Origin of the sequence: Streptomyces sp. NPDC088910, from assembly GCF_044749865.1 — a bacterium.
Lineage (GTDB): Bacteria > Actinomycetota > Actinomycetes > Streptomycetales > Streptomycetaceae > Actinacidiphila.
In genome coordinates, this window is the sequence record NZ_JBIVIV010000003.1 from 534,545 (window position 1) to 547,916 (window position 13,372).

The 13,372-nt window shown below is 75.1% G+C and carries 7 protein-coding genes; all 7 read right to left on the bottom strand.

Annotation, left to right across the window (positions count from 1 at the left end):
• Nucleotides 1-133: 133 nt before the first annotated feature.
• The 7 genes from fxsT to ACIP4Z_RS10620 all read right to left on the bottom strand — a co-directional run bounded on the left by fxsT (nt 134) and on the right by ACIP4Z_RS10620 (nt 13,312).
• The gene (fxsT, locus tag ACIP4Z_RS10590; RefSeq protein WP_355347232.1) at nt 134-3,142 is read right to left on the bottom strand and encodes an FxSxx-COOH system tetratricopeptide repeat protein; all 3,009 of its coding nucleotides are present in this window, start codon (nt 3,140-3,142) and stop codon (nt 134-136) included.
• Between the two features lie 164 nt (nt 3,143-3,306).
• Nucleotides 3,307-4,713 (bottom strand): aKG-HExxH-type peptide beta-hydroxylase, encoded by a 1,407-nt coding sequence (locus ACIP4Z_RS10595; RefSeq protein ID WP_401306438.1) that lies wholly within the window; start codon nt 4,711-4,713, stop codon nt 3,307-3,309.
• Nucleotides 4,710-5,927: an FxsB family cyclophane-forming radical SAM/SPASM peptide maturase gene (locus ACIP4Z_RS10600; protein WP_391044813.1), complete on the bottom strand. Its 1,218-nt coding sequence runs from the start codon at nt 5,925-5,927 to the stop codon at nt 4,710-4,712. The genes ACIP4Z_RS10595 and ACIP4Z_RS10600 overlap by 4 nt, the downstream gene beginning before the upstream one ends.
• A gap of 206 nt (nt 5,928-6,133) precedes the next feature.
• Complete coding sequence (gene fxsA, locus ACIP4Z_RS10605) at nt 6,134-6,340, bottom strand: FxSxx-COOH cyclophane-containing RiPP peptide (RefSeq protein ID WP_401306441.1); 207 nt, start codon at nt 6,338-6,340, stop codon at nt 6,134-6,136.
• A gap of 350 nt (nt 6,341-6,690) precedes the next feature.
• Nucleotides 6,691-10,092 (bottom strand): SAV_2336 N-terminal domain-related protein, encoded by a 3,402-nt coding sequence (locus ACIP4Z_RS10610; protein WP_401306444.1) that lies wholly within the window; start codon nt 10,090-10,092, stop codon nt 6,691-6,693.
• 7 nt (nt 10,093-10,099) lie between these two features.
• Entirely contained in the window at nt 10,100-11,113 is a 1,014-nt protein-coding gene (locus ACIP4Z_RS10615) for a MoxR family ATPase (protein WP_188283451.1), read from the bottom strand.
• Between the two features lie 24 nt (nt 11,114-11,137).
• Entirely contained in the window at nt 11,138-13,312 is a 2,175-nt protein-coding gene (locus tag ACIP4Z_RS10620; RefSeq protein ID WP_401306448.1) for a trypsin-like peptidase domain-containing protein, read from the bottom strand.
• Nucleotides 13,313-13,372 lie beyond the last annotated feature (60 nt).

Consider the following 13,372-nt stretch of genomic DNA (forward strand, 5'->3'; position numbering starts at 1 on the left):
CGGCCACCCCTCCCAGCAGCCCCAGTTTATCGAAGTGTTCTACCCTATATCACCCCCCCCCCGCCCCCACCGCCCGCCGCCCCCCCCCCCGTGCAAGGGGTGCGGGGCCGGCGGCCGTTCGCGACGGGGCGTGCTAGGAGCTGATGGGCTCGAAGTCCCAGTAGGGGCGGGTGCGGGAGCGGGCGGTCACCGTGTGCGGGTGCTGCGGGCCGAGGGTGGCCGAGAGCGCGGCCAGCGCCTCCTCCTCGATCTTGTCGGCCTCCTGCCGCTTGCGCATGTTGCGCAGGTCGGTGGCGAGCGCGATCCGGCAGGACAGCGTCAGCGGGTGGTCCTTGCCGAGCCGGGCGGTGGCCCGCTCGGCGGTGGCGCGGGAGAGTTCGGCCGCGCTCTCCGGGTCGCCCGCGAAGTTGCGGGCGCCGCTGGCGTTGAGCGCGCAGCCCAGCGTCCACGGGTGGTCGTCGCCGACCGCGCGGGACATGCCGGTCAGCGCGTCCTCGATCTCGATCTGCGACTGCTGCCGCTCTCCGGCCGCCCGCAGCAGCAGGCCGTGGTTGGCGAGCGCGCCGGCGACGAACGCGTGCCGGGCGTTGAACTGCCAGCGGTAGTGCCGCAGTACGAACTCCGACAGCTCCCTGGCCCGGTCGAGGTCGCCGTGCTCCCGCTCGAAGCTGGAGTACGTGACCGCGACCCGCAGCGACAGCGGGTCGGTGCTGCCCAGCACCCGCTCGCAGCGCTCCAGCAGCCGGCCCATCAGATGGGCGGCACGCGGCCGGTCGCCCGCCCGGTAGTAGCACTGCGCCAGATTGTGCTCGGCGCGCAGCGTCTGGGGGTTGTCGGCGCCCAGCACGGTGCGGTGGGTCTCCGCGTTGCGCTCCTGCACCGAGGTGGCCTGGTCGTAGCGGCCGAGCAGCCGCAGGTCGTACGCGTAGGAGTTCTCCGAGGAGAGCGTGACGATGTTGCGGGCGCGCAGCAGTTCGCGGCGCGCCTCCAGGATCTCGCCGTCGAGGTCGAGGGCTTCCTGGTAGCGGCCGAGCAGCCGGTAGGTGACGGCCAGGTTGTTCTTGGCGAGCAGGGTGCGGGGGTCCTGCTCCCCGACGAGTCGGGCGTAGCCGCGCTCGACGAACCGGGCCGTTTCCAGGCCCTCGTCGTAGCGGCCGAGGTTGCGCAGGTCCGCGGCGAGACCGTTGGCGGCGCGCAGGGTCAGCAGGTCCTGTTCGCCGCGGTCGGCGCGCAGGGTCTCGAAGGCGTCGCGGTCCAGGGCCTCGGTGGCGACGTAGTCGCCCATGGCGCGCATCATGTTGGCCCGGTTGTTCACCAGGTCCCACAGCCGCGGGTGACCGGGCTCCAGCAGCTCGGGCCAGTGCTTGGCCGTGGCCTCGGCGAGCCGCAGTCCGGCCCGGTACTCGCCCGACAGGTGCAGGTAGCGCAGGCAGTTGACGATCATGAGCTGGATGTCGGGGTTGGTGCTGCGCAGCGCGCCGGACGCCTCCAGGTGCGGGACGATCTCGGCGTAGCGCGGCCACAGCCGGGTGTCGGTGGGGCGGCCGGGGTCGGCGGCTGCCAGGATCTTGCGGACCACCTGGGAGTACAGGTTCTGCTCGGCGGCGGGCATGTCGGCCCGCACCGCCTGGTAGACCAGCCGGTGCATCTGGACGACCTCGGCGCTGCCCGCGGCCTCGTCGTCCTCGGCCTCCGGCGGGTCGGACTGCACGACGGCCCACTGGGCGAGCTTGCTGATCGCCGAGTTCCACAGCAGCGGGTCTTCCATCAGCCCGGTGAGCTGTTCCGGCAGGTCGCGCACGGGCAGGTCGCGCAGCAGCCGGACCGGGATCGGCCCCGGCGCGAAGAAGACGCACAGCCGCAGCAGGTCGACGGCCTCCGGCTTGTCCTCGCGGAGCCGGTTGAGCAGTATCGAGAAGGCGGTGTAGTACGTCATCTGGAAGTCGGCGGCGACCTTGAGGCCGGGTTCGACGTCCGCGCCGTGCCGCAGCAGCTCGATGTAGTCGTCCACCGGCATGGACGAGTCGTTGAGCGCGCCCGCGTTCTGGTCCAGGGCCAGTGCGAGGTCGCCGAGGGCGTCGGCCAGTTTGTCGGCGTCGGCGTCGTCCAGCCGCGGCGCGCGCCGCCGTACGAAGGCGACGCTCTCCGCCCTGCTGTAGACGGGCACTTCGATCAGGGCGCTGTTGTGCTCGGCCCACTCGCGGTTCTGGGAGGTGATCAGTACGTGGCCGGGCCCGGTGGGCACCAGGTCGTGGATGTCCTCGGGCTGGTCGGCGCCGTCGAGGACCACCAGCCAGCGGAAGTAGGGCTCGCCCCGGCGCAGCGCGTCGCGCACCGCGCGCAGCCGTTCGCCGTACTCGCGGCCGGTGACCAGGCCGAGCGCGGGCGCCAGGCCCGCCAGCTTCTCGCGCAGGGTGCCGCGCTCGCTGGCGCGCACCCACCACACGACGTCGTACTCCGGGCCGAAGCGGTAGACGTACTCGGTCGCGATGTGGGTCTTGCCGACCCCGGACAGGCCGTGCAGGGTGGCGACGCCCGCGCCGGGCTCGGCCTGGGTGAAGTGGTTGTGCAGGTCGCCGAGGAGCTCCTCGCGGCCGGTGAAGCGGGTGTTGCGGCGCGGGACACCGCCCCAGACGTCGGGCTGTTCCAGCGGGAAGCGCGGGCCGCCGGAGCCGCTGAGGGTGTCGCTGGAGGAGGCGCGGGAGGGGGTGATGCCGAGCCTGCCGAGCAGTCGCCGCTCGGCCTCGGCCGCACCCAGGCCCCACAGGTCGGCGGCGCCGAGGGAGGCGACGGCGCTGGGCAGCGCGGCCGGGGTGACGGAGACCGCGGCGAAGCGCTCGCTGTGGTCCGGGACGACCGCGCGCAGCGCCACGTTCCACTCCTCGTGGGTGCGCGGGCCGAGCCGGAAATACCACTCGCTGAGCACGATCAGCACGCGGCCCTCGGACAGCAGCAGGTCACGTAACATCCGCTCGATGGAGTCCGTGGGGTCGGCGTCCCAGCGTTGCAGCGCCACCTGCTGGCCGTGCCGTTCGAGTCTGCTCGCGATCCACGCCGCCCAGGCCCTGTTGTAGCCCGCGTAACTGATCGTGACGATTCCCGGCCCCCGTGCTGCTGAGGCGGCGTTACGCCCTCCGGCCATGCGTGCGACTCCCTCGTGATACGCGCGTAGTGCTCTGGCGGGTCAGTGGATCGACAGTGAGCCAGGTGCGCCCGACGGCACAGGTGACTTTCGCCAGAAACTACACTGCTTTACTCCCCCGTTGACGTACGGTCATGCCGTTTCGCGCGCCCAAAGACGCCCGTTCAGACCCGCTTTCGCCGCCAGATGACCCGGGCCGTCTCGACGTACGCCGTGGCGCGCGCCAGGTGGCCTTCAGGCGGCGTGTGCCGTCCCAGCCGAGTGTGGTACGCCGCCATGGAGTTGACCAGGGTGCGGCCCTGCGGGGTCAGCCGGTTGGAGCCGAGCAGCTGCGGCAGGACGGCCTCGACCTGGAGGCGGCAGCGGCAGTGCGCGGCCCACGCGGCGTCGCGCTGTGCGGGGTCCGCGGCGGCCAGCGCGACGCCGAGGTGGAAGTCGGCGAGCGCGAGGTGGGCGTACGCGCCCTGGAAGACGCCGTCGAAGGGGCGCGGGTCCTGCCGCCAGGGGGCCCAGTAGCGGGCGGTGTCGTCCGCGGTGTGCAGCGCGGTGACGCCGGCCAGGGCGAGCAGCTTGGTGTGCTGCAACTCGTGGACGAGCGCGGCGGCCATCTTCAGGCCGCCCATCGGCGTACTGCTGAGCAGCGCGCCGAAGGCGTCGCCCAAGGTGGCGCTGTACTGCGCGGACGCGGCACCGTCCAGCGGCACGAAGCAGTCGAGCAGCGCGGCCACTTCGCGGGCCCGGGTGCCGTCGCCGAGCCGCAGCCAGGGCTGGGCCTCGCGCCAGGCGGTACGCCATCTGGCCCGGTCCTCGTCGGCGAGCCGGTCAGCGGCGGACAGCCCGTACGGGTTGGCGCGGCGGCCCTCCGCGCGATACGGGTCGGCGTCGTCGATCAGCACCGGGTGACCGTCGGGGCGGTCCTCCTGCGGCCACAGCGCCTGGATCGGGCGCCAGCCGGGGGCGGCGGAGCGCCACACGCCGTCGGTTCCCCTGCGCACCTCGACCGCGTGGCGGGTGCGCTCCTCGGGGCGCAGCCAGAGCCGGTTGCCGTCGCCGTCGACCCGCATCCGGGGCGCGGCGGCGCTGGGCTTGCGCGGGGGGCCCGCGGCCGGCAGCCGGTAGCCGCCGAGCGTCGGCAGCGTCAACAGGCCGTCGCGTACCGGTACGTCGGCGCTGAAGCGCAGGCCCGCGCGGGCGGCGGCGGACGCGGCGAGCGCGCCCAGGTGCGGCAGCGCCTCCGCGGCCCGCGGCGCCTGGCCCGCCACGGTGAGCGCCCGCAGGCTGCGTTCGGCCCACGCGCCGGTCAGCGGGTAGTGCACGACGCGGCGGGCGGCTGCCGGGTCCGCGCGCTCGGCCCGCTCCAGCAGCCGCCAGTCGCCCAGCACGCGCTCGGCGGTCCCCTCGGGCAGCGACCCGGCGGGCGCGGTCCGCACGGCGTCGAGCAGCGCGCGCAGCACCAGCAGCCGCCGCCCGCGCTGGTGGCTGACCAGCAGCTCCAGCGAGTCCGGCCCGCTGCCGGTGCTGCCGAGCACCGGCAGCACCGCGTCGAGCACGGGCGCAGCGGCGGCGGTCACGGCGTCTCCCGCCGTACGCGGGACGCGGCGGGCGCCGGGGCCGCCGCCTCGGCGAGGCGGCGCGCGATGTGCCGGATGAGCAGCGCCATGTCGGCGCAGTAGACCGACGGGTTGCGGAAGCCGGAGCCCTCCCGGTAGCGGTGGACGTAGTGGCCGCCGCCGCAGACGGTGACCAGCGGGCAGGCGCGGCAGGTGGCGGCGAGGGCGGCGAGCCCGGCCTGGCGGGCGGCGACGCCGGGGTGGGCGAGCGCGTCGTCGAAGCTGTTGCGGAAGACGTCGAGCCCGGTGGCGGCGGCCCCCTCGTACGCGGACTTGAGCGAGTCGACCTGCTCGATGCTGCCGTCGGTCTCGATCACGACGGCGGTGAAGGGCTGGAGCCCGAGCCGTTCGACGGGCGACCGGAGGCCGAGCAGCAGCGCCACGCACTCCTCGAACAGCCGAATCCTGGTCTCCCGGCGCTCCGCGCCCCACCAGCGGTCGAAGACGGCGGAGAGCCAACTCCCGTACGGCGCGGGGTCGTCGGCGGACGCGGGCAGTCCCGGCGGCGGCGCGGTCCAGTTGCCGTGCGGCAGCAGCAGGTCCATCCGCGGCGGCCGGAAGGCCAGCAGCGACTCGTACACCTCGACCGGGTCGTGGGCGAGGTCGACGACGCACAGCAGTCCGCCGTACGCCTCGGGCGCGGTCTCGGCGAGCAGCCGCACCCCGGCGGAGGCGGCGGCCCAGGACGGGCGGCCGGCGTGGTCGACGCGCGCGGCGTTGTGGGCGGGCAGGCCGCCGTCGAGGCTGACGCCGACGCGTATACGCGCGTCACGCAGGACGCGCAGCCGGTCGGCGGTGAGCAGGGTGCCGTTGGTCTGCACGCTCGCGTGCACGGCGCAGTCGGCGGGGACGGTGCGGCGGATCAGGTCGACGTCGGCGGCGAGCGCGTCGGCGCCGTTGAGCAGCGGTTCGCCGCCGTGCAGCACCACGGCGACATCGCGCAGACGGTGGGTCGCGGCGTGTTCCGCGATGCGTTCTGCGGTGCGCCGGGTCACCGCGTCGGGGGCGGCGCGGGGGCGGTCCCGCCAGCCGTGGTCGGGGCCCGCGTAGAGGTAGCAGTAGGTGCAGGCCAGATTGCAGCGGCTGTGCGTCTTGAGGATGAACTGCCGCAGGGGGAAGGCCCCTTCGGCCGCCGTACTGCCGGTCCGCGGCCTGTCGTCGGCCGGATGACGCACCACATCACCTCCCCCGTGTACCTCAGGCCGCCCCGTCGGCCCCAGCGGTTGTTCCCGCTGGGCGGCCGGAAGTAAACACCTCGGCAAGGAATTGGCCGCATTCGCCCTGGAGCACGGCCAAAAGCGGCGTTCCGTCAGGAGTTCACGCGATACGGGGGTACGTGGGCGGTGGTCGCGCGCGCCGGTGCCCGGTGCGCCGGGCGGCGTCAGCCGGTGGCCTCCGGCGCGCTGGGGTCGCTCTCGAAGCCCCACAGCGCCTCGCCGCCGGGACCGGCCGCGCGCGCCCGCAGATCGCTCACCAGGGCGGACAGCACCGGGTGTTCGACGGTGCGCAGCGATTCCAGGTCGAGGCCGAGCAGGTCGATGTCGGCGTCCGCCGGAATCCGGTAGGCGGGGGCGTGCTCGGGCGACACCGCCTCGGGAAGGTCCCGGTCGGAAGGTGCCCGTTCGGGGATCGCCCGGTCGGATGGTGCCCGCTCAGGGACTGCCCGCTCGGGGGCTGGCCGTTCGGGGACTGGCCGCTCGGGGACCGCCCTCTCGTCAACAGCCCTTTCGTGAACGGCGCGTTCGGGTAACGCCTCGTCGTGGTGAGCGGGTTCGTCCGGGGGCCGCTCGGCCCCGCCGTACGCTCGGTCGTCCATCGTCGGCCTCAGCTCTCGTCCCGTGGTGGCTCGTGGGGGGATGCAGTTGTCGCGGCCCGGATTCGCGCGGGGTCCTGGCCGGTCGGTCCGAGGCGGCCGGACCGGGGCCGGTCGCCCCGGGCTCAGTTCGTCCGTGTCAGCGCCGCCAGCCGTTCGGCGGTCCGCTGCCGTGCCTCCTCGTCCGCGGCGCCGTCACCTCCGTCGTCCGGCAGCCGCCGCCATTCGGCCTGCGCGGCCCGGTAGGCGTCGGCGGCGGCCCGCGGGCGCCGGGCGAATTCGTAGACCACGCCACGCCAATGATGCGCCAGCGCCGACAGCCGCACCATGGGGCCGGGTTCCGCCGACCGGTCGGCCGCCGTGCCCGCGGCCTCCGCGGCGCGGCGGTAGGCGTCGGCCGCCTGGTCGAGGCGCTCACCGCGCTGGGTGTGCGCGTAGCCCAGCCGGTGCGACTCTCCCAACTCGTACCAGATCCGCGCCACTTGCGCCGGGTCCACGGCGGGCTGCACGGCCAGGCCCAGGACGTGCTCGGCCTCGCGCAGGTCCACCAGGTCCTGCTCCGCCCGGTAGCGCAGCACCAGGGCCCGGCCGAGCATCAGCAGCCTGCCGGACAGCCGCGGATCGCTCTCCGGGGTCTCCATCCGGCAGTCCCGCAGGACCTGCACGGCCCGGTTGACGAAGAGTTCGCCGCCGGGGAGCGCGGAGCGGCCGAGCAGCGCGTCGCCCCATTCGGAGACGATCTCGCTGTACTCAGGGCGGTCGCGCGGGGTCAGACGGCACGCCTCGGCGAACCGCCCCGCCGCCGCCTCCAGTTCACCGGCCGGGCCGCCCTCGGTGTGCCGGGCGACCCTGATCCGGCCCGCACGCAGCAGGATCGAGGCCCGCGCCAGCCGGTCGCGGGTCTCGCCGAGCGCCCGGTCGACCAGCCGCTGTGCCTCCGGCAGCCGTCCGCCGACCAGCAGATGGGCGTCGACCAGCGACAGCAGCGCGGCGGTCCGCGCTTCGAGGGCCGCCTCCTCGCGCTCCAGCGCGTCCAGTCCCGCGGCGAAGTACTCGGCGGCCTGGAGCGCGTAGACCTGCTCGCGCTCCCGCTCCCCCGCCGTGCCCGCCAGCCGCAGCAGGGCGCGGCCGTGGGCGAGCGACAGCGCGCTGGGGCGGGCGTCGGACAGCGGCCAGGAGTCCGCGAACGCCTCCAGCATCCCCACGGTCTCCTGGAGCAGCCCGGCGTCGCCGCTGAGCTGCCACTGGTCCTCCAGCACCCTGACCCGCTCCAGGGTGGCGCCGAGCACGTCCTGCGGGTCGAGTCCCGGGGCGGCGCAGACCGCGCTGAACTCCCGGTCCGCGCGCCGCAGAAGCTCCAACGCGCCCCGCGTGTCCCCGTTCGCCGCCCGCTCGTCCGCGGCGGCCTGGAACACGCGAGCGCGCACCGCGCGGGCCGGTACCGAGCCCGGGTGCGCCGCGGCCGTCGCCGCCGCGTCCTGGGCCTCGCGCAGCAGCGCGGCCCCGCCGCGCAGCCGCCACAGCGTGATGAGATTCTGCGCCAGCTCGCTCCACAGGTCGGGGTCCGAGCCGCGCACCCGCTCCTCGTCCGCCGCGCGGCGCAGCAACTGCACCGCGTCCAGCAGATTCTGGACCATGCCCTCCTCGGTGAAGCGCGCCACCAACTGCCGGGCCCGCTGCACCGCGGACGACGGCTGCCCCGTACCGGCTCCCACGGCCAGCCGGTCGTGGCCGGTGTTCCCCGGCAGCGGCATGAAGCGCTCCAGCACCCGGGCGGCGACCTCCGCGAACGGCTGCGGGGACTCGGCGACGACGGTCGACGCCTGCTCGGCGAGCGCGGTGGCGCGGGCCGCGGTGGCGACGGCGGCGTCCGCGAGCCGGTCCCCCGGCCCCTCGGTGAGCTGCGTGATGGCCAGCGCGGGGAAGTTGGGGCCGCTCTTGCCGAAACGCTGCTCGACGTACTCCGAGCAGTGCTTGAGCACCAGCAGCGCCTCGTCCCTGCCGAGCGGGCCGAGCAGCACGTCCCGTACGCCGTCGGCGAATTCGTACCAGCGGTGGTCGCGCGCGTCGTCGCCCGATATCCGCTTGAGCAGGCCGCTGAGCAGCACCTCCGACAATTCGGCGGGCCCCGAGTCGGGCAGCATCGTGCGCTGGACGAGCTGCATGACGGGCAGGAAGAGCGGGGCGGCGGCGAGGTAGACGGCGAGCTGGGCGGCGGCGGGCGAGGCGGCCGAGCGGAACCGGCCGACCAGGGCGACCGGCGGCACCGGGGACTGCCGTACGGGCGCCGGGGTCGCGGGCTGGTCGGAGCGCACCCAGCCGACGGCGGCGGGCACGCGGGCCGCGCCCGTGCCCGCCAGCAGCCGCGCCCACGCGCCCAACGCCTCGGCGGTGGGCGGCAGTACGGGCACCGGCAGCGCGTCGCCCGCGGGTGCGGCCGGCACGTAGTGGGAGGAGCCGCCGGTGCCCGAGGAGAAGCGCGGCGGCGAGGCGGGCAGCAGCCCTTCGCCGCGGTGCAGCACGCCGTACGAGACGGGCAGCCGGGTCCTGGCCCACAACCGGGCCGGGAGCGGCTGGAGTACGGCGACCGGGCCGTGTCTGGCCAGCCGGTGCAGCAACCGGTGCGCCTGCCCCGACCGCCACAGCGGCCCCGCGCAGTCGCTGACCAGCAGGGTCACCCGGCGGCCCGTGGGGTCGCTCAACTGCTCGGCGGAGCGCATCCCGACCGCCTCGGGGTCGAAACGTCCGCTGACCGCGGGGTCGCCGTCCGGGGTGGCGTGCAGATAGCGGACCTGCACCTCGTGGAAGGCGCCGAGCCGTTCGAAGACCTGGCTCAGCTCGCGGAGCATCCGCTCCCACACGTACATCGAGGACGAGGCGTCCATGAGCAGTTGCATCGAGGCGTCGCCGCGCAGCACCGGCCGGAAGACCGGCAGCAGCAGTCCGGCGGCGCGCGCGCTGTTCTCCGCGGTGGCCGACTCGTCGAGCACTTCGCGCAACGGCCGCGCGGGGCTGCGGTAGCGCTGCAACGGCCGCAGCGCCGACTGGAGTTCGAGCAGCCGGGGCAGCGTCGCCGCCTCGGGCACGGCGACCGACAGCGCGGCGGCGGCCGGTCCCGTACGCGCCCGGCCGGGGGCGCTGACGCCCGGATAGAGCTGGACGAGGCGGTCGTCGTCCGGGTCGGTGAGGCTGCGCGGCAGTACGGTGCCGCCGGGCGGGGTGGGGTCGGTGACGCCGGACAGTCCCGGGTGGTGCGCGCCGCTGCCCGTACCGGCGCCGCCGGGGTCGCGGGCCTCCCCCGCCGCGCTCGCGAGGGAGGTCGGGCGGGACCAGCGGGCCAGCCACAGCGCGTCGGCCAACTCGGTGGGTCCCGGGTCGAGTCCGGCCTCGGTCAGGGCGCCGACGACGGACGCGAGCGGGTCGGGCCGCTCGGTGGCGGTGTCGGTGTCGGTGTCTGCGGAGGGTGGTGTCCTCGGGTCGGGCGTCCTCGGGTCGGGGGCCTGCGGGTCGGGTCTCCGGGTGGCCATGGCCGGTTCACCTGGGCCGGTCGAGCCGTTGGATGAGCATGTCCGCCAACCGGCTGCGGGTGGGGGGCGCGGCGTGATGGGTGAGGAAGATCGCGTTCAACAGCTGGTCGGTGGCGAGGAGTTCGCTGCGCGACCGTTCCAGGAAGCGGGTCACCAGGTCGTCGCCGACGGTCGCCGCCTCGTCGCCGAGGTGGGCGCGGACCACGGTGGACAGCCGCTTGTGGTCGGGGCGGCCCAGCTCCAGGTGGATGCAGCGGCGCAGCAGCGGCGGCGGGAAGTCGCGCTCGCCGTTGCTGGTGAGGATCACGAACGGGAAGGCCCGGCAGCGGATGCGGCCCTCACGGAGCGAGACCTTGGCGCCGTCGTCGGTCAACACCTCGACCTGCGGCTCGCGTTCGGCCAGCCGCTCCAGCTCGGGGATGCCGAACTCGCCCTCCTCCATCACGTTCAGCAGGTCGTTGGGCAGGTCGATGTCGCTCTTGTCCAGCTCGTCGATGAGCAGCACCCGCGGCTTGGCGGTCGGCAGCAGGGCGGTGCCCAGCGGGCCGAGCCGGATGTAGCTGCCGATGCCGCCGGGCGGGGCGGTGCCGGAATTCGCCGCGATCTGGGTGTCCTGGAGGCGGGCGATCGCGTCGTAGCGGTACAGCCCGTCCTGGAGCGCGCTGCGGCTGACGATCGGCCAGTGCAGCACGCGGCCGAGGCCCAGTTCGTACGCCACCGCGTGCGCGAGGGTGCTCTTGCCGGTGCCGGGGCTGCCGGTGACCAGCAGCGGACGGCGCAGGTACAGCGCCGCGTTGACCATTTCCAGCTCCTCCGGGCTGGGCCGGTGCATCTCGGCCATGTGCCGGTACGCGCCGAGCCTGCGGGCGGAGGAACTGTCGGGCCCAGGACCCTGCTGGACCAGTGGGCCGCCGTCGAAGTCCCGCCAGGGCGGCGGTTCTGGCAGTCCGTCGATGCCGGTGTGCGGTTCTCCCGTGCCCCGGTAGATGAGCCACTCGCCGGCGGGGCTGGCGTCGGTCATCTCACTCACCTCGATACCTCGTCCTCATGGAGTCTCCAACAGCTCGTCGGTCCCCGGTAGGGGGCGAGTCGGATCGTCGTAGAGCAGGGTGATTCCCACCGACCAGAACGCCTCGGGCACGCCCGCGTCCACCGCCGCGCGCAGGACGGCGAGGGCGCGGGGCAGCCGTGCGGCCGTGCGCGCGGCGCGCACCGTACGGTTCACGCCGCGGTGGAAGTCGCCGCAGGCCGTCTCGGGGGCGACCGGTTCCCTGCGCCACACCGCGACCGGGTAGCCGGAGGTCACCAGGCGGTGCAGCTCCTCGGGGGCGGTCGCGGCGCTGCGGCAGAGCGCCGGCAGCGTGTCGCGCGCGCGGTCGCGCAGCTCGTCGTCGGCCGGGAGCGGGCCCGGCGTACCGTCGTCGCAGTCGAACAGGTCGGCGCGCGGCCGCTGTTGGTGCAGGGTGTGCCAACGGCCGTGCCTGGCCTCGGTCACCGCCGGGTCGTCGTCGGGCGGCGCGTCGGTGCGGCGCACCACGACCGGGCGTACGGCGCCGAGCGCGCGCCCGCCGGGGCCGAGCGGCCAGGTCTCGACGGGGAAGCCCACCAGGGCGCCGGGGACGGCCAGTTGCAGCGGCGCCGGGTAGCCGGGCTGGTCGCAGCGGCGGAACACCTCGTCCAGCGGCTCGCGCAGCCGGACCGGCAGGTCGTCGAGCGCGGTGCCGCGGAAGTCCTCCTCGACGCACTCCACTTCGCCGTTCTCCGGCACGACGCAGACCCGCCAGTCGAGGCGGCCCGGCTCCCAGCCGCGCGGGATGATCTCCAGCAGGGCCTCGGGGCGGATACGGCGGTCCGGCCGGCCGCCGGGGCCCGCGTCGGCCGCGGTCGCGGTAGCCGCGGTCGTACCGCTGTCCGGTCCCTGATCGTCGAGGTCCGTGCCCGGGCCGCCGAAGCCGGTGCCGAGGTCGGCGCCGAGGCCGACGTCCGGGTCCGCGCCGAGTCCGGCGCCGAGGTCGCCGGTCAGGCCGCTGACCAGGGTGCCGCGGGCGCGCAGCCGGGCCTTGCGCTCGGTGACCAGGGTGTTGCGGAACAGCCGGGTCAGACCGATCGCGTCGGCGGCGGTGTCCTGCGCCCAGTGCCACAGGACGCGTTCGGCCGCCTCGTCCGCCGCGCGGGTCCTGTCGGCGGTCGCGGCCTGCACCGCGAACCGCAGCACCGCCTCCAACTCGCTGGTGCCGCGCCGCAGGTCGTACAGCAGGCCCAGACCGTCCCGCCAGGCGCGCGGCGCGGTCGGCAGGCCCTGCGCGGGGCTGCCGCGGACCGCTCCGACGATGTCCTGGAGGCTCTTCGCGCTGGCGGGCGGCGGGAGTTGGGCGAGCATCCCGAGCAGTGCGGTGCGCTGGCCCGGGGTCAGGGCGCGGCCCGCGGCGGCGCCGATCTCGCCGTGCGCGTCGGTCCAGGTGACCTCCTGGCCGCCGACGAAGGCGTAACGGTCGGCGTGGTAGAGGTCGTGCGCCGTCATCACGCGGTGGTACAGGTCGGCGGCGGTGCCGGTGGCGGGCAGCCTGCGCAACTCCTGCACGCCGATGGCGAGTCCGCCGTCCTGGCCGGTACGGCGCGCCTTCAGCACCCCGATCACCTCGCCGCGCACGAGGTCCACGACCGGGCCGCCCGAGACGCCGTTGGGCATCTCGTCCTCATTGCCGAGCTTGAGCAGTCCGCCGCTGCCGAGCTGGCCGCTGATGGAGCAGCGGCCGTTGTACGCGACGACCTCGCCGTCCATCGGGATGTGGCCGAAGTACGCGACCTGGTTGGTGGTGTAGCCCTTGGCGGTGCGCTCGGTGAGCCAGACGCAGGGGTGGTCGACGCTGTCCAGCAGCCGGATCAGCGCGAGGTCGGGGGACGGCCAGCGGCCGGTGCCGGTGTGGCCCGCCGGTTCCGCCCACTCCACGACGCCGCTGAGCATGCGGTCGCCGTATCCGACGGAGACCTTGCGGCCGGCCGGGCCGCCGCCGTCACCGCCGCCCTCGGCGCTCTGGGCGAGCGCGACGTGCGCGCAGGTGAGCACCCAGTTCGGCGCCACGAAGAAGCCGCTGCCCCGCAGCGGGTAGCCGGGTTCCCGGCCGTGAACGCGTACGGTCGCCTCGCTGACCAGCGGGGTCAGGATCTCGGCGGGGTCGGCGGGCTCGTCGAGCCCGCCGGGACCGCCGAACGCCGTCATCGCGCGCCCCGCCCTAATCGCGGTGCCGCGGCGGCAGCCGTCTGCGCCCCCATCCCACCC